The following is a 25,412-nucleotide window of genomic DNA, read 5'->3' on the forward strand; positions in this document are numbered from 1 at the left end:
AGCCGTCTGGTCGGAGGAATCTGAGGGGAGCGAGAGAGACGGGACGGGGCCATTCCCGTCTCTCGGCGGCCGCGACTACAGCGTGGTGTTCGCGGTCGCAACGTTCTGGTGTCCGGCGATCTCGATCTTGAAATCGGCGGCCGTGTTGCCGTCCACGTTGCCCTGGACGATGGTGAAGTCGCCGTCCGCCCGGGTTTCATAGGTCACCGCGAGCTGTCCGGCCGCGGTGAAGGCTGCACCCGTAACCAGCGTGAAGCCCTGGTCTCCGACGACCGAGTAGTCGGCGTCGATGCCGCTGAGGTCGAGCCGGTCGCCAGGCTCGAAGCCGACGATGGTGTCACCGTTGGCCGCTGCCACCGAGTTGAACTTGAAGATGTCGTTGCCGAGACCTCCGTTCATCACGTTCACCGAGTTGCTGGCGACGATGGTGTCGTTGCCGGATCCGGTGTTGACGTTCTCGACTCCCCAGAGCGTATCGTTGCCGGTCTGGGAGCTCATCGCCGTTCCGTTCGACATCGGTCCGGAGCCCAGGTTGACGTAGGCGTTTGCGGTGATTGCCGACATGTCGAGCGTATCGATGCCGCTGCCGCCGTCGCTATCGTCGCCGAAATACGCGTCGTTGCCGTCGCCGATCTCGGCCACAATCAGATCGTTGCCTGCACCGCCGAACACCGTATCGTCACCCGCGCCGGCATTGATCAGGTCATTGCCGCCATCGGCGAAGATGCGATCCACTCCCGCGTCGGTGTAGACAATATCGGCACCGTCGCCGGCGAATACCTGGTCGTCGCCGGCCCCCGAGAGGATCACGTCGCGCCCGGCGCCGCCGTTCACGAAGTCGGCGCCCTCGCCGGCCGAGATCGAGTCCGCACCAGCATTGCCGACCAGGACGTCATCGCCGGCGAAGCCCACGATATTGTCGTCCCCGCCAGCGCCGGTGAGAACGTCGGTCTGCGGCGTACCCGCCAGGACCATCGCGGCGATCGGCGGCGCCGTGTCGGTACCATCGCCCGTGCCTGTACCTGTACCTGTACCTGTACCTGTACCTGTACCTGTACCTGTACCTGTACCTGTACCTGTACCTGTACCTGTGCCTGTGCCTGTGCCTGTCCCTGACCCGGCATCGTCGCCATCGTCGTCACCATCGTCGTCGCCGCCGGAACCGGTGTCATCTCCATCGTTGTCGTCGTCATCATCGTTGCCCGCATCGTCACCGTTCCCGGTTCCGGTGCCTGTTCCTGTTCCTGTTCCCGTTCCGGTACCAGTGCCAGTGCCGGTACCAGTGCCACTGCCGGTCTGGATGGTCGCGAACACGTCTTCCGAAAGATTTGCAAGACCGGTGTTGCGCGCAATGATTGCACCGAAGCCTTGCTCCTCGACGGTCTGATAGAAGTCGAGGTTCTCGACGCGATCGAGATAGTACAGGCGATCGCCTTCCTGGAGGCGATCGAGTTGTTCGTGAAGCACGACCCACATGGTCTGGCCGACCACGCCGCCATTGATGTGCTTCTCCGCGAGCCCGCCGACGAACAGGTCGACGCGATCGATGCCTTTCACGGTATCGTGGTTCGGACCGGTGAGTTCGATACCGGGATTGATCGCCTGGAATGCGGCAATGTCCCCGGCCGCCAGCACGAGATCCGGGTAGGCCTGCTTGAACTGCGCGATCAAAGCATCGCTCAGATTGTTGCGGGTCTGGAAGTCTTCCCAGGAGGTGTAGGGCGTGAGGTTGCCGCCTGCGAAACCCACCGCTTCCTGAACGTACGGGTCGGCAGAGGCCATCAGGTCGGCGCGGATCTGGTTCATCGAGCCGATGCCGACGTCCCATTCCCGCGCCACGTCGAAGGCGAACACGTCCGCGCTGATCCGCACGAGATCGTTGCGCACGGCATCCACGATGTTGACGTCGACCGCTTCGGCCGCCTGCAGGACGCTGCCGCCGAGGATGGCACCAACACCAAGCTGTTCGTAGCCAGGCTTCGGCACGTAGCCCGGAGGCAGCGTGTTCACGAACGCACTTGCATCGTTGGTCGGGTTGAGGAAGGCGTCGAACAGGTTGACCTGGGTCGGTTGACCCTGGGCATTCAGCACCGTCATCGTCTGACCGATCAACGAATGGCCGAACCGGTAGGCTGCCGTAGCGAACTCATGGCTGACCCGGGCATCGACCTCTGGATGATAGCCGTCGAAGCCGTGGTCGCCGTCGCCGCGCATTCCGCCAAGGAGATGATCGGCGAACTCGGTATAGACCACGCGTTGATACTCGGCCTCGTTGACGATCTTGGCCGCCTGGAACAGTTCCTCAGCTGTGCCGGTGAAGCCGGCGGCCAGAAGCCCGTCCACATGGAAGTTGTGGTTGCGAGCCCAGATGGTGTGGATCGAAGTCAGCGCGATATTCTCGTTGGCCCTTCCGTCACCGGCCACATAGTGGTCGAGAAGGCTCATGAAGGGATTGGTGTCGAGCAGCAGCGGGAAGCCGCTGTTCATGAAGTTGTTGACCATCGCAGGCAGCATCGCGTCGTCGATGACACCGCCGTTAACGAGGCCCGGGAAGTAGTCGCGGAATGCGACGTGGTGGTCGCCGGGCAGCGAGTCCGCCGTGAACACCGTGTTGTTGGCCCAATGGTGCAGAATGACTTCCCGCAGCGTGGGCAGCAGGTTGAAGTCCGGGTTCGACGGGTCCGGTCCGCCGGCGAGCAGCCGGCCCGTGAAGCCGCCGTTGCCATCGCCCTCCCGCAACAGCTGGCCGACCAGTTCGTCGGAGCCGTAAGCCTGGTTCTGGTCGACAAAGGGCGAGGTCTTGTTGAGGTGCTGGGGCACGCCATCGGCGTCAATCCCGGCAACCGTGCCGCGGGTCAGATCGGCGGGATTGTCCGTGCCCGGCGCGTGTCCGGTCCCGGGGGCGCCAATCTGGAGCGTGCCATTGCCGCCCTTGCCGAGGAAGTCGAGGCCGTGGTCGAAGTACTGACCGAACGCCGTGAACAGACTGTTGACGCCGGACGCCTCTTTCGGAAGCCCAGCCTCCTGGGTGCCGAGCGCGTTGCTGATCGCGCGGGGATCGAGCCCGTTGAACAGCGGATTGATGGCGCGATTGCCGGTCGCCGGATCGTAGTCGCCGTAATGGGCGTCGGTGATGCGGATGAACGGCTGGTCTGCCGAACCGTAATTCGGATGCGCCAGGTTGTTGCCGGTGCCTTCCAGATCGCGGATGCCGACCGCGTCATTGTCCTCGCCGCCTTGGAGGCCGTTGACGAGGTTCTTCAGCGCCAGCACGTCGGAGGCGTTGAAGGTGATGCTGCCGCCGCCGGCCGGGTTGTCGTTACCGCCGCCACCGTCGTTGCCGCCGGAAGCGGGGATGCCATCGGGGATGACTTCGTCCTGGGGACGAGCACCGATCATGACGTCGTCGTTACCGGTGGTATGGAAGGCAACGTGGTGTGCCGATCCCAGATTGGTCAGGTCGACGGTGGTCGCGCCACCTTGGTCGTTCACCGTGATGGTGTTGAACGAGAGGTTCGTCGGATTGAAATTTCCGATCGGAAGGACTGTATCTGTGCCAAGGCCGGTATTGATGACGATTTCTTCGATTTCGGAAAGTTCAGCAATGATGTTGGCGTTTGTCACCGCTCCGGCCACACCGTTGGTGTTGCGGGTAACGACGATTTCCGTTCCCGCACCGAGACCGATGAGACCTGCGTGAACAGCGCTGCTCTGAATGCCGTCGGCCGCATTGTTGTTCCAGTCGTCGGTGTTGGAATAGATCCTGTAGACTTCATTGGTGGCACTGCCGTTGACGATGAAGGTGTCGCCGAGCGCCCCCTCCGTCCCGCCGTTGACGACATCGCGGCCGTCGGGGGTAAGACCCAGCAGACTGGCGTTCCAGGTGATGGTGTCGTCGTCGGCACCACCATTCAGGATGTCGTTTCCGGTGCCGCCATTGAGGATGTCGTTGCCGTCTCCGCCGTTGAGCGTGTCGTTGCCCCCGTTACCGTTGAGCGTGTCTGCTCCGCCGAGACCGCTCAGGGTGTCGGCGAAGTTTCCGGCCGCCGCGGTGATGACGTTGTCGCTTGCGTTGCCGGTGCCTGCAAACGCCCCGTTGGCGGTGTTGGTCAGATTCTCGACGCCGGTCGTCAGCGTGTAGGCGGCAAGCGTCGTCTCCACCGTATCGACCCCGACTTCGAGTGCCGACTCGATCACCTGGTCGCCGGCGTTGTCGACGACGTAGATGTCGCTGTTGAGACCGCCGGTCATGATATCGGCGCCCGTGCCGCCATCGAGCCGGTCGTTGCCCACGCCGCCGTTGAGGACGTCGACACCGCCGCCACCCGAGAGCGTGTTCGCCGCGGCGTTGCCGGTTATCGTGTCGGCATTGTTGGTACCAACGACATTCTCGATATTGGCGATCGAGGTGAAGCCACTTGCCGTTCCGGCGAGCAGATCCACATTCACCCCCGGACTGGCCGCAGCATAGGCCAGAGTATCGACACCTGCGCCGAGATCGGCTGTGACCGACTCTACGCTGGTCAGCGTGCTTCCCGACACGAGCGCAAGTGCCGAGCCAGCGAGCGTGACATTCAACGTGTTGTTACCCGCTGTGCCCCCGACGGCCAGCGTATCGGTGTCTGCGCCGCCGTTGATGGTGTCGGCGCCGCTGGCACCGGCGATGATGTTGAAAGTGTCGTTCCCCGCAAGCCCGGACATCACGTTCGCAGCTGCATTGCCGGTGATCACGTTGGCGAGCGCGTTGCCTGTGCCGTTGATCGCAGCGGTTCCCGTCAGCGTCAAGTTCTCGACGTTGGCGCCGAGCGTGAAGGTGACCGAGGATTGCACATTATCGGTGCCTTCGTTGACGAGCTCTGTCGCCGTATCGGCGCCGTTGTCGACGACATAGGTGTCGTCACCGGCTCCACCCGCCATCGCATCGGCGGCCGCTCCGCCGTCGAGCCGGTCGTTGCCCTGCCCTCCGTTGAGCGCATCCGTGCCGGCACCGCCGTTGATGACGTCATCCCCGTCGGATCCGTTCAGCGTGTCGTTGCCACCCCGACCGTTGAGGAGATTGGCCAGAATATTGCCGTTCAGGACGTCGTTGGTCGCGTTGCCGCCGACCTTGGCCGAATTCGCCGAGACGAAACTCTCTGCGAGGCCATCCTGGTCAACGTAGCTGACGGTGACCCGGAAGAAATTGAGATTTCCGGCCGGCACCGCGTAATTCTGCTGGTTCGCGGTGCCTGGGGCGAGTGTCCAGCCGTTCAGGCCATCGGTCGACTGCTCCCAGCGATAGGAGAAGCCGCCTGCCCCGGGCAGACCGTTGACGTCGACAATGCCGGAGCGGTCGGCCGTGAGAACGTTCTCGGCGCCCGTGATCGTCACCGAGCCGGTGGCGCGGCCGATGAAGACATCGACCGTGCCGTTCGGCAAGCCCGCCGCATCGCGGGTCGTGAAACGAGCAATTTCGATGTTGGCGAGGGTGTCGATGCCCTCGTCATCGAGCAACGGAATCCGCAGCCCGTCTGCGCCGAGTAGCGGAGCCACGACGTTGTCGGTCACGGTCACGGTGCCGTTGGCGTTGCGGGTGATCGTGAAGTCCGCACGGGCTCCGGCAAAGGTCGCCACGTCGACATCGGCTGCGCTGGCGCCATCCGATATGATCTCGCGGACAGCTTCGAGCTGGCCCGGATTGATTTTTCCGGTGCGCATCAGGTCGGCGAGCGATTTGCCGTCCCAGTCGGAATGGCCGGACCCAGTCACGATGCTTGTCAGACCGTCGACCGAGAACAGCACGGCGCCCGTGGGCCCCGTGGCATCTTTGGTCTGATGAACGGCAATGCGAACGTTGAGCCAGCGGTCGCCGTCGATCATGTCGTTGCCGGCGTTGCCGGTGATCACGTCACTGCCAGCACCGCCGAGCAGGATGTCGCCGCCGTTGGCCGGATCGAAGACTGTCGTGTCGGGGGCGAGGTCGCGGAAGTGCGCTCCGCCTGCGATCGCCGCAACGGTCGCCGCCGATTGGCCGAGCAAGCCTCCCGGCGCGAGCTTGATGAAGTCTTCCATGCCGCGGATCAGGTCGACGTTCTGCGACAGCAGCTGGCTATCGGTCGCAGGTCCCCCGACCGGGCCGGTTCCGACACCGACCGCGCCGACCGGCGCGGTGGTGCCGATCAGGGTGTCGTTGTGCTTCCAGCCCGAGGCGCCTTCGACGGAGTCGTTGCGGTCGCGGAGCGTCAGCGCGGTTTGAGTGAGGAAGCGCGAGATCCCGAGGTCGATAATGCCATTGGTCTCGTCGCCCTTCTGGATCGACCAGTCGAACCCCAGCATGCCGTTGTTGCGCTGAATGCCCGCACCCTGAACCATGATGTCATCGCCGGACTCACCGTCATAGTCGGTGTCGTTGCCCTGGCCGTCGAGAATGTCGTGGCCGATGATGGGCGAATCGAAGAACAGGTCAGAGTTTTCACCGGAAAGGCTATCGAAGCCCTCGCCGCCTTCGAGCCAATCGTCGCCTTCATTGCCCATCAGGCCGTCGGGCGCAGTACCGCCGAGGATAAAGTCATTGCCGGGCCCGGCAAACACTTCCTTCGTGTCCGTCACGCCCATGATGAAGTCGCTGCCCTCGCCGCCGAACAGCAGATCGATGCCCTGGTCAGCTACAATGACATCGTCTCCCGCCTCGCCGCGGAGGAAGTCGTCGCCGAACGGATCCTCGATGATATCGTCGCCATCTCCGCCGAAGACCTGGTCGGACTCCATGCCGGCGTTGAGGTAGTCGTTGCCACCGTCGCCCCAGAGCGTGTCGATGCCCTTGTCGCCGATCAGGCGGTCGTTGCCCTCGGTGCCGCCAAGCGCGACATGCTCGCCGCCCGAGAATTTAAGCACGCCGCCGTCCAGGATTGGCTTGCCATCGGCATCGAACACGGGGTTACCGTTCACGATCCGGGCAGTCCCCTCGATACGCAGCACCTTGGGATCAATCGCCTGCAGGAAGGGATCATCGTGGGTTGGATCGAGGTCGCTGCGGTTGAGCGGATCGGTATGGTCGCGGGAGGGATCGCCGCTGTAATTCTCCTGACCCGCAAACCGGTCGAGTTCCAGGATCATGTCGGTGGTCGACATCAGGACGCCCGGCAGATGGGTCGAATGAAGATCGCCGAGATCCGTGTTGCGCATCACCAGATCGGTGAAGGTGTTGGGTTCGAGCAGGTTGAGCAGGTTCATGCCCTGCGTGCGGCTCAGGTAGTAGAAGCGGTCACCGTTCTGCAGGTGCTCGAGCTGATACTCGAAGATGAAGTTGAACGTCGAGCCCAGTTGGCCGCCGAACTCGTTGAGTTCCTCGGCAAGGCCGCCGATCCACAGATCGATGTGGTTGAGACCGCCAAGGCTGTCATCATTCGGTCCCGTGCCGTCGGCTGCGTAGGCACCGGTGGCATTGAGGAAGTCGAGCCGATCGGCCGCCAATGGATCCGACGCGTGGATCGTGTGCGCCGGAACCGGCGGGTTCATGTTGGCGTTGGCCGGCACGTCCTGGTCGGTGCCGAGCACCAGCACCATGGCGGCCGCGCGTTTGCCTTCTGAGGTGGTTTCCGCCTCGATCAGCGGATGCGTGCCGTAGGCGGCGATGAAGTTCACCACAGACAGCGGATGCTTGATGTGCTGGGCGAAATCGGTCCAGCTGACGTAAGGTTTGACGTCGGCTGCGCCGGTCATCGCGTAGATTTGAGCGCGCGTCTCGTTGAGCGGCGGGATACCGGTCTCTCGTCCGCGGGCCATGTTGAGGGCCGGGAGATCGAGGGGCAGGCCGAGCAGATTGTTGCGCAAGGCTTCGACGACGAATTCGTCGATCTCGTTGCCGACCTGACGAGACATGCCGCGGATCAACGCGCCGGTGGCGGTCTCATCGCTGAGGCCGTCGGGCGTGATGCCGCCCGCGGTGAATTCGATCGGATTGAGGAAGGCTTTGATCAGGGTGACCTGCGCCGCGTCGTCTGCGTTCGGGGTGTCGCTGTTGACCAGCGACAGATCGTTGTCGAGACGGTCGACCGTGTCGGTCAGCATGGAGTGGCCGAAGCGATACACGGTGTGTGCGAATTCGGCGATGATCGCCGGGTTGAGATCGGCGGAATTGGTGAACACGAACGGATCGACGTTCGGCTGGATGCGCCGGGCGAATTCCTCGAACACCAGATGCTGATACTGCATCTCGGTGACAAAGCGGGCCGCCTGGAACAGACGCTCGCCATCCCAATTCAACGCGTCGATCGCGGCGTCCTTGAGCGCAGCATTCGGCTCGGCCAGGATGGCATCGAGCTCGGCCTGGGAGATGCCGTTGCGGACGCCGTTGATATCCGGCGCCATCCATTCATTGACCACGGCCGCGCTCGCCGAGGCGATGATGGTGTCCTTGTTCACCTCGACCAGACGGTTATGCTCGGAATGGAAGATGGTGTGGACAGCAGTGAGGCCAATATTCTCGTTGCCGCGGCCGTCGCCGGTGACGAAATGAAGGTCGAGCAGCTCGTTATCGTAGACGAGGTTATGGCCCTGATTGTCCATCGGAACGGAGTTGCCGACGACTTGTGCGTCGACGCCCGTATCGGGATCGACGTCGTCCGGCCGCAACTGGCCATTGACGATGACCGGGGCCGCCGTATTGGCGATGTCGTTGAGGAAAGCGTGGCCGGTGCCGACGGTGTGAACGGAGAACGAGGACGCGCCGGCGTGCGGCGTAAAGCTGGCGGGCAGGTCTGCCAGCGTAATGTTATGGAGGTCGAGGCCCCCTGCCTTACCCTCGACGGTCATCAGGGTCGTGAAGGTCTGGGCGCCGACCACCTCGGTCACGGTCACCATGACCTGGGCGTAGCCGTGCGCACCCGGCTTGAAGCGACCGTAGGCATCGACCACCAGCTGGGGCACGTCGAGCACGTCGGCATCGTTGAGCATCAGGCCGAGCTTCGTCGCTGCCTGGGCTTTCACCTCGGACCAATTGGCGATGCCGCCATGAGAGCCGTTGAGCAAATGACCGGTGTTGGCCGCAAACGAATCCGCGACATTGTCGCCATTCGAATCGACGGTGAACTTGTATTCGCGCAGGAAGACCTGATGCGAGGCGCTGGAAGTATAAGTTTGGTTCTGGTCGACGAACGGCGTCGTGGTGTTCTGCGACTCGGTGCCGTTCGGGTTCGGGTTGCCGTTCGCGTCGAACGGCGTGGTACGCGACAGCGTCATGAAGCGCAGCTCGGGCGGAAGGTCGTCGGCGGTGCCGAGGATGTGGTCAGCGCCCGCGATCAGCGGATCGTCCGCCTGCAGCGGCATGTAGATAGTGCCGTTACCACCCTTCGTCACAAGGTCCAGACCGTGGTCGAAGAACTGGCCGAAGAAGGCCATCCAGGCGCTGTTGGGCGGGGAAAGGCCGATGTCCGGAGACCGGTTCTCGATCAGAAGCGAACCATCCGGCGAAATCTCGAGGCCGTTGTCCTGCAGCGCAGCGACAAGGGCCGCGGAAGCGCCGGCCGCGGTGGTGCCTTGCTCGGCCGCCACCAGCGCCGCGAGGTTCGACGTCGCCATGGCGGAATATCCAGCCACATCGACCTGCGCCTGGAGGATCTGGGCGAATTCGGAAAACGACAGTCCGTCGCCGAGCGCTGCGGAATAGCCGCTCAGCGCGGTGTCCATCGCGGTCAGTGCCGTCTGCAGGGTCGCGGCCTTGTCGATGTCGGATTGCGCGACGCCGGTTGCGGATTGCAGCGCGACGACGACGGCGTCTTGCGCCAGCTTGGCCGTATGAGCGGCCGAAGCAGCGTCGCCGACCGCCGCCTGGTCGGCCGGGTCGAACGAATTGTCGTTCATGCCGTTGCGAAACTCGACCAGCTTGGCGAGCACGTCGGCCATGCCGTTATTCACCGCCAGGGCCGAGGCGTCAGCGGCGACATAAGCGCCGTGGGTGGCGCTGTTGCCAGCAGCCGCGATCGCCGCGGCACGCGCCGCCAGGATCGAGTCGGCGGCCGCGTTCGGGTCGGCGGCGCCCACCACCTGGAGCGCGGCGACCAGCGCGGAGCGATTGGATAGGGTCTGATCCACGATCAAGTTGGAGATGATGCGCGGATCGGCATCGGCCACGCTGTGCGGGTTGACGAATGCACCGGGAGCCACCGGGACCGCGGGATCATAATTGGTGTTGGTCACGAACAGGCCGTTGGGAAAACCCGGGGTTCCCGGAGGAACCAGCATCATGGTGTCGCCGTCAGCCTCGTTGATGTAGACCGGGGTTAGCAATCGCGGGAATATCTCGTCGGCAGCGCCGACCTGACTCTGCCCCGGCAAAAGGTGATTGAAGCTGCCGTCCACAGTGCGCAGTCCGATCGGCAGCAGCGCCGCGTCCTGACCGATGATATCGACCAGGCTCTCTCCCGCAACATTCCGTTCAGCTACCTTGATCTGGTCCAGGATCTTGGTGAGGTCGGCGAGGTTGACGACGAAGCTGGTGCTCATGACTGGATCCCCTGCTGCTCAGGAACGTTTGCGATGCGCCCACTAAGGCCCGCAAACGATCAGAGAGGTAGGGGACAAGGTCCCAGCTTCGTCGGGACTGAAGCCGGGGTGATTGCTCGGACCTTGGTCTCATCGCGCGGCGACGTAGGTCGATAGCAAGCCACAAGCCCGAAACCATTGTTGCTTGCCTCGTACCGGCGTTCCTGCGCCTCGACGCTTTTGGGGCACGGACAATTGGCGCCGCGGTCTCACGCGCCCCGTCCATGCCCCTGTGTTTCATCGGTGTGGCAAGGAAGCGGCGTTTTTATTGCCGAAATTTCCCGGATTTATTGCCTAATTTTCCCGGACTGTCGTCGCGATACGTTCAAACATCCTCTCGATGACGTTTGCAACAGTGCGGCATAAGGACGCGAAAGGTCAGTTCCGGGAATAACCCGGATCGAATTTGGTTTTTTCTCGGAGTGGTGTGGCGAGTCGATGTCATTGGATTCAAGAATATCGTCCATGTCGCAGCCCGGTTGGCAAATTGGATTGGCCTCGGCCGACATTTTACAGCGTCCCACGCGATTGCTGCCGACCTTCCTGCTTGCGGCAGCAGTCACCATCATCTGCTCGATGACACTGCTTGCTTATGCCGTGTCCAACGCCTTGCAGACGAGCTTGACGCTAACGGCTGCCGAAGAAGGCGCATCACTTCTCGATCTTTTTCTGAGTCCGTTGGTGCAGGAGCTCGCAACCGCCAACAAATTGTCAGACGATAGCGTCAAGAAGCTCGACGAGATATTCGAGACAAGGCTTGGCAGACGTTCGAAATCGATCGAGGTCTGGCGGCGCGACGGCACCTTGGCCTACTCCAGCGGCAACAAGCATCGTGTCGGAACGAAGTCCATCCCGACCGAGATGAACGCCGCTCTTCTGGGACAGGCGACGGCAGCCATTCGAGAAATTGCCGATCAAGTATCGCAGCACCCCATGATCGAGGTCTACGCCCCGCTGTACCGGTCGGGAACGAAGGAGATCATCGCGGCAGGCAAGGTCCTCAACGACGGCGAAAGGCTCGCCGGCGAGTTGCGGGACATCCGGATCAAGTCGGTTGCCATCGTTGCCGCCATCGCGGCACCGATGATGTTCGTGCTGTTCCTGCTGGTTAAGCGCGCAGCCAGCACTGTCCGAAGGCACCGCGTCGCCTTGAAGGAAAAAGTGGCGCAAACGGCTGCGCTGGCGCTTCTTAACGACAAACTGCGCCAGGAAGCAGATAACGCGCGGTTGGAGTCGATTCAATCGAACGAGCGCTTCCTGAATCAACTCGGTCAAGACCTTCACGACGGGCCAATCCAGGTCCTGACGGTACTCGGCCTGAAGCTCGGCGAGCTGCTGGAGACAAACGATCCGGAAGCCCCCGACGATGGTAGGCCCTCTGTCGCAGATGTTGACGAACTGCTGAACGGTACGCTGACCGAGTTGCGCGACATCGCGACTGGCCTAGTATTGCCCGAGCTCAGCGATCTCTCAACGACCGAAACCTTGCGCCTCGCCGTTCGACAGCATGAAGGCAGGACCGGTACAACTGTCAAATCGGAGATCGAAAATCTTCCATTATGTCCCGCGCCGCTGCGAGTCTGCCTGTACCGAATCGTCCAGGAGGCGCTGAACAACGCATATCAGCACGCCCGCGGAAACGGACAACGTGTGGCTGTATATATTGAGTATAACTCGCTAACGGTTGTCGTAAGCGACAGTGGAGCAAGAACCACTGCGCCACCGCAGGCGCACAAGCGAGGTCACCATGCAGGGCTGGGATTGAACGGGGTCCGCCGACGCGTCGAAGCGTTCAACGGATCGCTGGACGTGATCTCGTTGACAGACGGAACTCGTGTTTCGGTGAAGATACCACTCGCCAGCCTGACGGACTAAGGTAGCGGCGTTGTCGTTTGGCGAACCAATTTGCCGCGGGGCCGACATAACATTAACATCATCCTTCAATCTGCATTTACTTTCGAGATTTCTGTACTAAGAATATGGAATATTGATCGTTACCTAATTTTCGCTGAACTGGATCGCCTGGTTTTGACTGACGTGCGTTTCGGCTTCCAGGCCGGCCGAGCCGCCGGCTTTGTGCGACAAGAAATTTGTAGGAGTAATCATGAGTACGGTCACAATTGCCGTCATCGATGATCATCCGCTGATGATCGAAGCCATTCACGCTCTGCTACGTCGCACCAAGGGTTTCGAGATCGTTGGATCGGGGACAACAGCCTACGATGTTATCGACCTCTGCGAACGGAATCAGCCACAGGTCGCCGTGGTCGATCTGAGCATTCCGGGCGACGTCTACGCCGCGATCGAGAACGCGATAAGGATTTCGCCCACGACGAAAATCGTTGCCTTCACAGCAGCTACCGGCGTCGATTCGGCCATCCGCGCACTGGACGCGGGCGCCAGCGGTTATGTCCTGAAGGGAAGCAACACCGCCGAATTGATACAGGCCATCTGGTCGGTTCAAAGCGGCGAGACATATATAACGCAGAGCTTCGCAAGCAGGGTTATTGCCGGGCTTCGCGACGCTTCGCTGAGGCGCAAGGCCGCGCAGGCTGTGATCCTGAGTATTCGCGAACGGCAAATTGTTCGCCTGCTCATGAATGGCAAGACCAACAAGGAGATCGCAATTGCGATCAAGATCAGCGAGAAGACCGTCAAGCACTACATGACGGCCCTGATGCAGAAGTTGCAGGTTCGCAATCGTCTGGAAGTGGTGATCGCTGCGCAGAAATTCAACGAATCCCGCTCACCGGTCAGTTTGCATTCGTAAGAATCCAGGCATCCACGAGTGCGGCTTTTCGTGCGGAAGCAATGACGCTGCCAGCCCAGGCTGGAGGACGGACGGTATGGTGCGTTCTGCGACAGGCCTCCGGCTGCTTTCAAGTCTTCTTCTCTCTGTCGTTCTTCCGGCTAGCGCGGGCGCAATCGACGAGATCGAGTTGCTCTTCCCCGTCCGATGCGTGCTAGGCTCCACCTGCTTCATCCAGAGCTATGTCGACCATGATGGCACCGACCAGGTTCGGGACTATCAATGCGGCGGTCGAAGTTACGACGCCCACGACGGTACCGATATCAGAATTCCCGATATGGCTGTTCAGCGTCAGGGCGTGGAAGTCCTCGCGACTGCTGCCGGTACGGTCACCGCGATCCGTGACGAGATTGATGACATTTCGGTACGCACGATCGGCAGGACGGCAATCAAAGGCAAGGAATGCGGCAACGGCGTGGTTATCGATCACGCCAATGGATGGAAGACCCAATACTGCCATTTGGCCAGGGGCAGCGTGCGCGTCAGCAGAAACGAGCGCGTCTCGCCAGGGCATCCGATCGGCCTGATCGGTCTCTCCGGCGATACGGAGTTTCCGCACCTTCATCTCACGGTAAGGCATCGGAACAAGATCGTGGACCCGTTCGCTTACGAATTGGAGCCCACGCTCTGCGGGAGCGGGCATTCCATCTGGACCGGATTGACGAGCGACCAGTTGAAATACCGGTCGCGGGAAATCCTCAACGTCGGCTTCACCGATCACTCTCCGACCATGGACCAGATCGAATCCGGCGAAGTAACGAAATATCCCGTGAGCTTGCAATCCGAGGCGCTTATTGCCTACGTCCGCGTGATCGGCTTGCGGGAAGGCGATCAACAGACCGTCACGGTCCGCGATCCCGACGGCGTCATCCTTTCGGAGTACGAGGCGCCCGCTCTCGACCGCAACAAGGCCCAGTACTTCGTTGCTTCCGGACGAAAACGCAAAGCTGCCGAGTGGACGCCTGGCAGCTACACGGCAGCCTATTCAGTGGCAGGAAGCGACGGAAACGTCCTGCGCAAAACCTTCGAAATTCAGCTTGGTGCCAGATAGCGCTGCTTCGCGCCGGCCGGTTTCACATCAATGATGATGGTGGTGGGCGTGTGGCGTGGACTCGTCCGCACGCCTTGCGTACGTCATTGCCTCAATGTAGGCGATGACGTCGCTCGAATCGAATTCCGACAGTCCCAGATTTGGCATCCGCACTTCCGGATATTTTTGGGCAAGCGCGAGCGCGGCGGGATCTTTGCTGGCTCTCATCTTCTCCGGCTTCATGATATAGGCGGTGAGCCAATCGCGGCTCCTTCGGGTACTGATGCCCTGGAGATCGGGACCCACTCTATTGCCGCGTCCGATGGTATGGCACCCGCCACAGGTTTTCAGGAACAGAGCCTGTCCCGGCAGATTCAACGGGTCGTCCACGAACGTACCCGCATTGGCCTGCTCTGTGGGCCGTAAGGCGGCGCGTTGAACGGGATCCATGGCGCGAACGGCTGACGCCAGCACGTTGATATCGCCAAATGCCGAATTCCTCTCCCACTCGCCGGTCACGTCGTTGAACAAAAGGACTTCGTTACGATGCTCGGTCAGAGCCCTGCTGCGTTCACCAAGCCGATGCCGAATGAGCTCGATGTCTTGCGCCTTGCCGGTGAGGAAGAGCCAGCGCGATCCTATGCCGAAGGCCTTGCTGTACTCCTTCAGCTTGTCGGGCGTATCATTCAGCGGATCGATGCTGATCGATACAAAGAAGTAATCCCGCCCCGCGCTGTCGCCGAGGTTGTCCTCAAGCTGGGACAGCCTCGCCGTCACGACCGGGCAGATGTCGCGACAGCTGGTGTAAATGAAGCTGATGATGCTGATCCTGCCCTTCATCACGTCATCATAAAACAGCAACGTACGCCCATCCTGCGTGACCACCGGGACGTTGGGGATGTAACCCTCCTTCCAGCGCGTTTCTGCGGCCTGCGTTATCCCGGTGAAGACAAACATGACGAGCGCAGCAAGCCAGCTGCTTGCCGCCGCTCTCCTCCAGAAATGCGCGAGTGACGCCACGTTGATGCGCATGTTCGCCCCCTAAGTCTTCGAAACAGGACCCGTGAAGAAGCGGCTGTTGACCGGATCCGCCTCCGGCAAGACTTCGGGCTGCTTCCAGGTCACGCCGCTCGCGGACGGAAGCGGCGTCATCGTCGGCTGGTAGTGCGGCTTTGACCCAGTCTTGGCAAAATCAGGATCGCCAGGCGGCGGCGACAGCAGCTGGTATCGCAACAGCATGGCGAAGTCTTCGTGAACCGTGTTGTGACAATGGTTGACATAGGCACCGCCAAATTCGCCAAACCGAACCTGGAACTTGACCCGGCCGTCCGGCCTCAACCGCCAGACATCCTTCCTCACCAGCAGTTCAGTTGCGGGGATCGTGCCCACACCGCGATTGATAGTGACGCCCTCTTCGAAATGGAGGTGGATTGGATGATCCCATCCGCCCCCGCCGTTGATGAGGGTCCAATGCTCGACTTCACCGGGCTTGGGAATGAGGGCCGAGATCCGGTTTGCATTCAGCGTGTGCGCCGCCTGCCCGTTCACGCGGATCGACCATGGGAATATCTGAGTGTCGCCGCAGTCCGGGATGCATTGTTTTTCTGGATTGTTGCGCGAGTCTCCATCGCCGAACCGCCCGAACTCGATCACCCTTTCCCGAACCGGCGCGACCACTGGAATTTGCGTTGTCAACGTCCGCCGACCCGACTTCCAATCCGGATCGCTCAGGTCGACGCTGGGATCCGGACTTTCCGCCGTATAGGTCGTGCTCGGATCGTCAACGCTCTTCAGCGAGTAAACGACACGGAATTCAAGGATGGGGCCGACGCACGGATCTTCCTCTCCCTTGAAGGCCTTCTTCAGCGAGACAGCACCATCCGGCTTGCGTCCATCCGACTGCTTCAGGAGGTTGAGGAGGTACAGGCTGTCGCCGGGCCGGAACGCGGAAAAATCGATGACGATATCGTAGCGCTCCGCGACGCCCTGCTCGTCAAGCTGAGTGAGTTGGATCGGGCTCACGACAAAATTTCCGTCATTGGCGATAAAATAGAAGGGGACCGGCGTTTCCGGCGCAAACCTCAGGCTCTTGTTCACGGCCAGCGCCAGCTTGATGAAACGCGACATCGCGGCGTTCAGGATGCGGAAGCGATACCGGCGGGGAAGGACTTCGAAATACGGATAATAGGACCCGTTGACCAGAAGCATGTCGCCGACGAATCCGTCGGTGTCGAAAATATCGAAGAACAGCTGGCCATCCTTGTCCATGGCGGGGTTGGTGATCGCCAGATTGACGTCGAAATCGATATTGCCCCAGGCGAGTCGATTGCCGCTTGGCAGTCGCAGATTGATGTTGTTTCGGTCGGCCCTATCGCTGCCGCGGTCGGGACCGCTGTAGAAGTTGCAACTCGCAAACATTCCCTTATGGACATTCTCAGCAGTGAAGAAGAACCGGTGGTCATGCAGCCACAGCGTCCCCTGTAGTTCGCGAAAATCTCCGGCGACCGGAACAACACCGTCTCCATCGTCGGGACCTGAGGCCTTGCGCAGGTGATTCTGATCGCTGGTCAGCCAGACGCTCGGCATGTCGCGTCGCGCCAGCGCCGTGCTCCAGTGATAATCGTAGAACGTCCCGGGAAAATGGTAAGCGTTACAGGCGCCGTCGCTCTCGGCGCCATTGTGCGCATTGTGGAAATGGATCGAGATTTCGTTGCGCCCAAAGCCGCCGTTGAGGGCGCGATCGACCGGCAGATCGTTATAGATTCGCGTCAGTACGGGCTCGCCGTAGCGGGCCTTGATCAGGCACGGCGCGCCATAGCCCGTCCTTCGCCCCTCCCGCGCGCCCTGCATTCCGGGCGGTCGCGGTCCGAACGACCACACGGCGTTCGGATTCTGGTCAGGCATCTCGTCACAGAACTTCGTCGCCGAGCGGCATTGGCCCATCGACATCAGATAGCCGACCTTCGGATAGAACTCCTCCCAGCGCTGGTGCGCGAATAGCGGCCCCGGCGGACGCCCTTCCATCGGCCCGATATAGGTGACCGGATTGCGATAGCCGGCGCGTCCCGAATTGTCGTAGTCGGTGTGGTACGAGAAATTCCTGGCGGCAGGCTCGTTCACCCCAGGAGCGACTTGCCACGCCGCGTCGCCATTGGTCTGGCGCAACAGTGGAATTGGCTTCTGCAATTCCTGGCGCGGCATCCGGTGGGTGAATTTCTTTGCGCCGAACAGAGGACTTGGCGGCGTGCCTGTCGGCACCTGCGCATATGCACTTGTTGCGAATGGACTCAATCCGTTCTTCGCCAGGATTGCGCCTGTTGCCGTCAGAAGGCCCCATCGAAACAGATCGCGCTTCGAAATAGTGCCCTGCGAAAGGGCGCTGACAATCTCGAGGCGGTTCGCGCGCGCGTCCTCAGCCTCTTTCAAGCGGCGCTTTGACTCGTTTTTGGAGAGATACATGTCTAGCCCCTGCACAATCACGATCCAGCCAAGCCGAACCTGCGCCGGGGAATGACATGGAACAAGGTACATAGGTCTCATGCGCGCTGGCCTAGGTCCGGTGAAGTTTCAGACCAAAGTCTCAGATCGCGCGTAGTTGCCCGTTCACATCGCAAGAGCATTCCTGACAGCGATGATGGTCCCTCGGCACAATCCATGACGCCCGACACGGCTGACTGGGGGGGGTCCTCACCAGCCTTGGGATGAAGCGAAGCTGCGCGCTATCGCGAAAGACATCATCAAGGGCGGCACGACTGCGAGGATTGGTTGGCTAAGCTTCAGGGCAGCTCGAGCTCGTCGCGTGCAATCAGATCGCCGGCGGTCCAGAACTCTACGGCATCTTGCTCGGGGCGATCGGCCTGGGGCTGTCGTCGGTGCGTTCATGCTGCCCTGGATGAGGGCGAACTTCGGACCCGACGCGCTTGCCCGGGATCGGACTTGCGGTGTGCCTGATCGCCGGCATCTCGTGGATCGCCGTCCTCGCGACGGTCAACGTCTCCGTTCAGGTCCCGTTGCGGGATTGGGTGCGCGGCCGGGGCGCTGCGACATAGCTATGCAGCGTGGCGTGCCACTCTGGGCTGGGAGGCGGCAGGGTTCCTGGGCATGTCTCCCGAGGTCCTGCAGGACACTTATGGCCACCACCACCCTGACTTTTTGCAGGGGGCAGCTACGGCGATTGGTAAAAAGGGCCGGTATGTTTCGGGGGGTTGAAACGGTGGTTGACTCGGGAACGACCAACGATCAGAAGGAAAAACCTAATGATTTCTGGTCGGAGTGGCAGGATTCGAACCTGCGACCCCTGCGTCCCGAACGCAGTGCTCTACCGGGCTGAGCCACACTCCGACAAGAGGCCGGCTTATAGCGTCGGGCTTGACGCACCGCAAGCGGCCGGCATGAGGAATTTTGTCCCTGTGAAAACGGGTCTTAAAACGCTGATTTTACCGGCGGGCCATGCCGCCGCCGAGGCCGCCGCCCGGCGGCTGGCCGCGGGCGGGCTGGTCGCGTTCCCGACCGAGACGGTCTACGGGCTCGGCGCGGATGCCGCCAATGCCACCGCGATCGCCCATCTCTATGCCGCCAAGGGGCGGCCGGCCTTCAATCCGCTGATCGCACATGTCGCCGAGCTCGCGGCCGCGCAGGCGATCGGGCGGTTCGATGACCGCGCCTTGCGGCTTGCCGAGGCGTTCTGGCCGGGGCCGCTGACGCTGGTGGTGCCGAAAACGGAGGGCTGCCCGGTCGCCGACCTTGCCACCGCGGGCCTCGACACCGTCGCGATCCGCGTTCCCGCCCATCCGGTGGCGCAGGCGATCCTCCGCGCCTTTGGCGGGGCGGTGGTGGCGCCGTCCGCAAACATTTCCGGCCACGTTTCACCGACGCTGGCCTCCCATGTCGAAAGCGACCTTGCGGGGCGGATCGACCTGATCGTGGATGGCGGCCCGGTCGAGGTCGGCGTCGAATCCACCATCGTCGGCTGCCTCAACGCGCCGATGCTGCTCCGTCCCGGCGGGCTGTCGCGCGAACGAATCGAGGCCGTGCTCGGAGCAGCCCTGGTGCGTCCGCCCGCGGAGGCCGACAGCGACGACAGCCAGCCACTGGCGCCGGGCATGCTGGCCTCGCATTACGCGCCGCGCGCCCATGTGCGGCTCGATGCTCACGACGTTGCGCCGGGAGAAGCGCTGCTGGCATTCGGTTCCGCGCGCCTGCCCGGCCTTGACGCCGCCACTGCCGTCATGAATTTGTCGCTCGCGGCCGATCTCGATGAGGCTGCCGCCAATCTGTTCGGCTATCTTCGCGCTCTCGACGCAAAGCGCCCGCGAGCGATCGCCGTGATGGCGATCCCTGAAGAAGGCTTGGGCGAGGCGATCAACGACCGGCTGCGCCGGGCTGCCGTGGCGCGATAAAGTGCCGGAATGAGAGACGAGATGAACATCGACACATCAGCAACCCCTCCGCTTGCGCCCGAGTTGATCGACCAGTTCCGCAGAATCGTCGGCGAACGCCACGCGATCACGGACGCGGCCGACATCGAGGCTTACGTCACCGAGGAGCGAAACCTGTTCCACGGCCGCTCGCCGCTGGTGCTGCGCCCGGGCTCGACCGCGGAAGTCTCCGAGATCTGCAAGCTCGCCTCCGCGCACAAAATCGCGCTGGTGCCGCAGGGCGGCAACACCGGCCTCGTCGGCGGCCAGACCCCGCACAATGGCGAGGTGGTGGTGTCGCTGCGCCGGCTCGACAAGATCCGCGAGGTCGACACCGCCTCCAACACCATGACCTGCGAGGCCGGCGTGGTGCTGCAGATCGCGCAGCAGAAGGCATCCGACGTGGACAGGCTGTTTCCACTGTCGCTCGGCGCGGAAGGAAGCTGCACCATCGGCGGCAATCTCTCCACCAATGCCGGCGGCACCGCCGCGCTGGCCTATGGCGTCGCGCGCGAGATGGCGCTGGGCCTGGAAGTCGTGCTCGCCGACGGGCGCGTGCTCAATTTGCTGTCGAAGCTGAAGAAGGACAACACGGGCTACAATCTGCACAACCTCTTCATCGGTGCCGAAGGCACGCTCGGCATCATCACCGCGGCGACGCTGAAGCTGTTTCCGAAACCGCGCGCGATCGAGACCGCCTTCGTCGGGCTGAAATCGCCGGCGGCGGCCTTGAAGCTGCTCACGATCGCGCAAAGTGAAGCCGCCAATTCACTGACGAGCTTCGAGTTGCTGTCGCAGATGGCGGTCGATTTCTCGGTCCGCCACGGCATCGACGTGCGCGATCCGCTTGCCGGGAAGCATCCCTGGTACGTGCTGATGGAGTTGTCGGCAGCCGGCGACGACGCCCGCACGCCGCTGGAAACGATCCTGACCCGCGCGATGGAAGAGGAGATCGTCGACGACGCCGTGATCGCGGCCAACCTCACCCAGCGCAACGACTTCTGGAAGCTGCGCGAGGAGATGTCGTCCGCACAGAAGCCCGAGGGCGGCTCGATCAAGCACGACATTTCCGTGCCCGTTGCCACTGTACCCGCCTTCATCGCGGAGGCCGATGCCGCCGTGGTGAAGCTGATCCCCGGCGCGCGGCCGGTGCCGTTCGGCCATCTCGGCGACGGCAATCTGCATTACAATGTCAGCCAGCCTGTTGGCGCCAACACCGCGGATTATCTCGCGCGCTGGCATGAGATGAACGCTGTCGTCTTCGCGATCGTGCTGCGCATGGGCGGCTCGATCTCGGCCGAGCACGGCATCGGCGTGCTCAAGCGCGACGAACTGCCCGACGTCAAGGACAAGACCGCGATCGAGCTGATGCGGTCCATCAAGGCGATGCTCGATCCGCACGGCATCATGAATCCGGGGAAGGTGCTGTGAGCGCGCTTGCGATCGACGCGATCGCCGACGCCGAGGTCGAGCCGGTCGTCGCCCTGTGGCAGCGCTGCGGCCTGACGCGGCCGTGGAACGATCCGCATGCCGACGTCGCGCTGGCGCGGCGGCGCGAGAACTCGACGATTCTGGTCGGCCGCGACGGCGGCACCGTCGTTGCCACCGTCATGGTCGGCCATGACGGCCATCGCGGCTGGGTCTATTACGTCGCCGTCGATCCTGATGGCCGCAAGCGCGGCTATGGCCGCGCGATCATGTCCGCGGCCGAGGACTGGCTGCGCCAGGCCGGCATCGCAAAGCTCCAGCTCCTGGTCCGCCGCGAGAATGCGCAGGCCAATGCGTTTTACCAGTCGCTCGGCTTCGAGGAATCCACCTCGGTGATGTTCCAGAAGTGGCTCGACGGCCGCGAACACTAGCTGAAAGACAGTCATGACCATTTCCGATCGCGTCCGCATCAAGGACGTCCGCGTGCTCTCTGACAATTGGACCATCCTGAAAAACACCACGTTCGAGTACCGGCGCGCCAGCGGCGAATGGCAGACGCAGCACCGCGAAATCTATGAGCGCGACAACGCCGCGGCCGTGCTACCCTACAACCGCGCGCGGCGCACCGTGATCCTGGTCCGCCAATTCCGCCTGCCGGCGTTCATCCGCGGCTACGACGATCTCCTGATCGAGGCCGCCGCCGGCGTGCTGGACGACGCCTCGCCCGAGGTGCGCATCCGCGCCGAGGCCGAGGAGGAAACCGGCTACCGCCTGCACCACGTCCACAAGGTGTTCGAGGCCTTCATGAGCCCCGGCGCCGTCACGGAGAGGCTGCATTTCTTCGTCGCCGAGTACGAGCCGGAGATGCGCGTCAGCGCCGGCGGCGGCCTCGCGCACGAAGGCGAGGACATCGAGGTGCTGGAGCTCTCCATCGACGAGGCGCTGGCGATGATCGCGGACGGCCGCATCATCGACGCCAAGGCAATCATGCTGCTGCAGCATGCGGCGCTACATGTGTTTCGGTAGCTTTACCCGCCGCTGGAGGGGACCCTCCAGGAGAGGGTAAGCGGCACCGCCGATGCGGCATCATCCGCAACTGCAATTCTGGCCTGCGCCGCGCTGCCCCCCGTTGAGCTCACCGCCGACTATCTCTAGTCTGGTCCCAACCAAGAACCAGGAGACGCGCCCATGTCCGCTCTGCGCGACGACGAATTCGGCTTTGCACCCGACTACGATGCCCCCGTCCCCTACATGCAGCGCACCCGCGACTATTACGCGGCGATCGGCTATACCACGGCGTATCGCTGGGCGCATTACACCGAGGCGCCATTCCAGCCGTTGAAGAAGCCGCTCGGACAATCGCGCGTCACCATCATCACCACGGCTGCACCGTTCGATCCGACCAAGGGCGACCAGGGGCCGGGCGCGGCGTATAATGGCAGCGCGAAATTCTACCAGGTCTATGACGGTGACACGTCGAGGCAGCACGATTTACGCATCTCGCATATCGGCTACGACCGCAAGCACACCACGGCCACCGACAACGGCACCTGGTTTCCGCTGCCGCAGCTCTTGAAGGCGAGCGCGGCGGGACGGATCGGCGACGTCGCCCCGCGCTTCTTCGGCGCGCCGACCAACCGCAGCCATCGCGTCACGCTCGACACCGACGCGCCCGAGATCCTGGCGCGCTGCCTTGCCGACCAGGTCGACGTCGCGGTGCTGGTGCCGAACTGCCCGGTCTGCCACCAGACCACGGCGCTGGTGGCGCGGCATCTCGAGGCCGGCGGTATTTCGACCGTGATCATGGGCTGTGCCAAGGACATCATCGAGCACGCCGCCGTGCCGCGCTTCTTGTTCTCCGACTTCCCGCTCGGCAATTCCGCCGGCAGGCCGCAGGACGTCGGCTCGCAGGCGCAGACGCTCGAGCTGGCGCTGACACTGCTGGAGACCGCAAGCGGCCCGCAGACCACGATGCAGTCGCCGCTGCGCTGGAGCGAGGACGCCTCCTGGAAGCTCGACTACAACAACGTCGCGCAGCTCTCGCCTGAAGAGCTCGCGCGCCGCCGCGCCGAATTCGACAAGCAGAAGGAGATCGCGCGCGGCAATCGCGCCGCCTGACGTCCTCCGACAACCAGAACAAAAAGGGAGAGAGACGTGACGCGACCGTTCGAGGGCGTGAAGATCCTGGATTTCACCCAAGTGCTGGCCGGCCCCTATGCGAGCTACCAGCTCGCGCTGCTCGGTGCCGACGTCATCAAGGTCGAGCGGCGCGAGGGCGAGGACATGCGCCGCACGCCGCTGTCGCGCGAATGGGCCGAGCGCGGCCTTGCGCCGGCGTTCCAGGCCATCAACGGCAACAAGCGCAGCCTGACGCTCGATCTGCAGAAGCCCGATGCGATCGCGATCGTGAAGAAGCTCGCGAGCCAGGTCGACGTCGTCATGGAGAATTTCCGCCCCGGCGTGATGGACAAGCTCGGCATCGGCTACGAGGCGCTCTCGGCGATCAATCCGAAGCTGATCTATTGCGCCGTCTCAGGCTTCGGCCAGACCGGCCCGGATCGCTTGCGGCCCGGCTATGACGGCAAGATGCAGGCGCTGTCGGGCATCATGGCGATCACGGGCCATCCCGAAACGGGTCCGACCCGCGCCGGCTTTGCGGTTTGCGACGTGCTTTCGGGCGCCACGGCTGCGTTCGGCGTGTCGAGCGCGCTGTACCAGCGCGACCGCACCGGCAAGGGGCAGCTCATCGACGTCTCCATGCTGGAGGCGACGATGGCGTTTCTCTCCGGGCAAATCGCGGACTGGTCGGTTGCCGGCCATCGCCAACAGTTGTCAGGCAATCAGGCCGTCAGCCGCCGGACAACGGCGAATTTGTTCAGATGCGGCGACGGCCACATCCTGCTCGCCGTCAACAACGATAAGCAGTATCGCGCGCTGATGAGCGCGCTCGGCCGCGAGGACACGCTCTCCGATCCGCGCTTCGCCGACTGGTTCTCGCGCAACGAGAACGAGCCGGCCCTGCGCGCCGTCATCGAAGAGGCGCTCGCGGCCAGGCCCGCGCGCGAATGGGAGAGGATTTTGGAGGACGCCGGCGCGCCCTGTTCCAGCATCTGGAAGGTCGAGGAAGTGATCGATCATCCGCAGATCAAGGCCCGCGGCGCGATCCAGGAGCTGGATACGCCCTACGGCCTCCTGCGCTTCGCCGGCAGCGGATTCAAGCTCGCGCATGGCGGCGGCAAGCTGGACCGGATGGCGCCGGAACTGGGCGCGGATACGGACGCGGTGCTGGGAGAGTTGGGTTTCGATGCGGCGGAGATCGCGGCGCTCAGGGCAAGGGAGATCGTGTGAGCGCGTAGCCTCACTCCACCCTACGGCGCCGGTGATCAGAACAACGACCCTTGTCCGCCATCCTCCGGCCCGGCCACCGTTTTCCGCGCGGCCTTCTTCGGTTTCGCGGCCTCTACCTCCGCCTCCATCTCCTCCGCACTGATCGGCAGCAGCAACTGCTCGTCGTCATTGGCGACGCGATTGACGCGGGTGGAGACCGGGTGCCAGGCGAATTCGCCGATGCGCGGGGCCGTCATCAGCGGCAGGATCGTATCGACCTCGTCGCCCCTTATATCGAGCCAGCGCTCGAAATCGCGCGGGCTGATGGTGACGGGCACGCGGTCATGCAGCGCGGCCAGATCCTCGCCTGCCGCCGCCGTGACGATTGCGACCGTATCGAGTTCTTCGCCGTTCGGCCCGGCCCAGGTCTCGAATATCGCGGCAAAGCCGAGCGGCGTGCCGTCGGCGCGGTGGATGAAGAAGGGCTGCTTGCGGCCACCTTCGGCCTTCCATTCGTAATAGCCGTCAGCCGGGATCAGGCCCCGCCGCCGGCGAATCGCGCGTTTGAACGCGGGCTTCTCCAGCACCGTTTCCGAGCGGGCATTGATCAGGAGCGTAAACCCTTTGGGATCCTTGACCCAACTCGGCAACAGCCCCCAGCGCATCAGACGGAAATGCCGCGCGCCGTTCTCGACCAGAACAACCGGAATCGGTTGCGTCGGGGCGACATTGTACCGGGGCGGGAAATTCGGCTGCTCGATGTAGCCGAACAGTTGCCGTAAAGCCGCGGGGGCCGAAGTTATGACGAAGCGTCCACACATCCTAGGGCGTCTATATAGGGTCTGTTCAGGTCCTTTTAACCCCGAACGTTAACACTGCG

The 25,412-nt window shown here is 62.8% G+C and carries 13 protein-coding genes and 1 tRNA gene; 9 read left to right on the forward strand and 5 right to left on the reverse strand.

What is annotated here, in order from left to right:
• Nucleotides 1-75: 75 nt before the first annotated feature.
• Entirely contained in the window at nt 76-10,482 is a 10,407-nt protein-coding gene (locus JQ572_RS31515; RefSeq protein WP_211386735.1) for a peroxidase family protein, read from the reverse strand.
• Between the two features lie 504 nt (nt 10,483-10,986).
• Here JQ572_RS31515 and JQ572_RS31520 point away from each other — a divergent pair.
• From JQ572_RS31520 to JQ572_RS31530, 3 genes are all read left to right on the forward strand, one after another.
• Nucleotides 10,987-12,396, forward strand: a complete 1,410-nt coding sequence (locus JQ572_RS31520; RefSeq protein WP_211386736.1) for a sensor histidine kinase — start codon at nt 10,987-10,989, stop codon at nt 12,394-12,396.
• 229 nt (nt 12,397-12,625) lie between these two features.
• Entirely contained in the window at nt 12,626-13,291 is a 666-nt protein-coding gene (locus JQ572_RS31525; protein WP_211386737.1) for a LuxR C-terminal-related transcriptional regulator, read from the forward strand.
• A 76-nt stretch (nt 13,292-13,367) separates the two neighbouring features.
• Complete coding sequence (locus JQ572_RS31530; RefSeq protein ID WP_211386738.1) at nt 13,368-14,381, forward strand: M23 family metallopeptidase; 1,014 nt, start codon at nt 13,368-13,370, stop codon at nt 14,379-14,381.
• 27 nt (nt 14,382-14,408) lie between these two features.
• On the opposite strand, the gene JQ572_RS31535 is transcribed toward JQ572_RS31530, so the two are convergent.
• The 3 genes from JQ572_RS31535 to JQ572_RS31550 all read right to left on the reverse strand — a co-directional run bounded on the left by JQ572_RS31535 (nt 14,409) and on the right by JQ572_RS31550 (nt 18,701).
• Nucleotides 14,409-15,392: an SCO family protein gene (locus JQ572_RS31535; RefSeq protein WP_211386739.1), complete on the reverse strand. Its 984-nt coding sequence runs from the start codon at nt 15,390-15,392 to the stop codon at nt 14,409-14,411.
• A gap of 9 nt (nt 15,393-15,401) precedes the next feature.
• Entirely contained in the window at nt 15,402-17,819 is a 2,418-nt protein-coding gene (locus JQ572_RS31540; RefSeq protein ID WP_211386740.1) for a multicopper oxidase domain-containing protein, read from the reverse strand.
• A gap of 805 nt (nt 17,820-18,624) precedes the next feature.
• Nucleotides 18,625-18,701 (reverse strand) — tRNA-Pro (locus tag JQ572_RS31550).
• 68 nt (nt 18,702-18,769) lie between these two features.
• Here JQ572_RS31550 and JQ572_RS31555 point away from each other — a divergent pair.
• From JQ572_RS31555 to JQ572_RS31580, 6 genes are all read left to right on the forward strand, one after another.
• Nucleotides 18,770-19,759 carry an L-threonylcarbamoyladenylate synthase gene (locus JQ572_RS31555; protein WP_211386741.1) on the forward strand — a complete coding sequence of 330 codons (990 nt, stop codon included), beginning with the start codon at nt 18,770-18,772 and terminating at the stop codon, nt 19,757-19,759.
• Nucleotides 19,760-19,780: 21 nt separating this feature from the next.
• On the forward strand, nt 19,781-21,208 hold the full coding sequence (locus JQ572_RS31560; RefSeq protein ID WP_211386742.1) for an FAD-binding oxidoreductase: 1,428 nt from the start codon (nt 19,781-19,783) through the stop codon (nt 21,206-21,208).
• Entirely contained in the window at nt 21,205-21,636 is a 432-nt protein-coding gene (locus tag JQ572_RS31565; protein WP_211386743.1) for a GNAT family acetyltransferase, read from the forward strand. The genes JQ572_RS31560 and JQ572_RS31565 overlap by 4 nt, the downstream gene beginning before the upstream one ends.
• 13 nt (nt 21,637-21,649) lie before the next feature.
• Nucleotides 21,650-22,231, forward strand: a complete 582-nt coding sequence (locus JQ572_RS31570) for an NUDIX domain-containing protein (protein WP_211386744.1) — start codon at nt 21,650-21,652, stop codon at nt 22,229-22,231.
• A gap of 162 nt (nt 22,232-22,393) precedes the next feature.
• On the forward strand, nt 22,394-23,323 hold the full coding sequence (locus tag JQ572_RS31575; RefSeq protein WP_211386745.1) for a glycine reductase: 930 nt from the start codon (nt 22,394-22,396) through the stop codon (nt 23,321-23,323).
• 36 nt (nt 23,324-23,359) lie between these two features.
• Nucleotides 23,360-24,553 carry a CaiB/BaiF CoA transferase family protein gene (locus tag JQ572_RS31580; protein ID WP_211386746.1) on the forward strand — a complete coding sequence of 398 codons (1,194 nt, stop codon included), beginning with the start codon at nt 23,360-23,362 and terminating at the stop codon, nt 24,551-24,553.
• A 35-nt stretch (nt 24,554-24,588) separates the two neighbouring features.
• Here the strand turns inward: JQ572_RS31580 and JQ572_RS31585 are convergent, their stop codons facing one another.
• Complete coding sequence (locus tag JQ572_RS31585) at nt 24,589-25,353, reverse strand: SOS response-associated peptidase (protein WP_211386747.1); 765 nt, start codon at nt 25,351-25,353, stop codon at nt 24,589-24,591.
• Between the last annotated feature and the right edge of the window lie 59 nt (nt 25,354-25,412).

The sequence above is a fragment of the Bradyrhizobium sp. SZCCT0153 genome, from assembly GCF_018129995.1.
GTDB classification, from domain to species: Bacteria; Pseudomonadota; Alphaproteobacteria; order Rhizobiales; family Xanthobacteraceae; genus Bradyrhizobium; species Bradyrhizobium japonicum_G.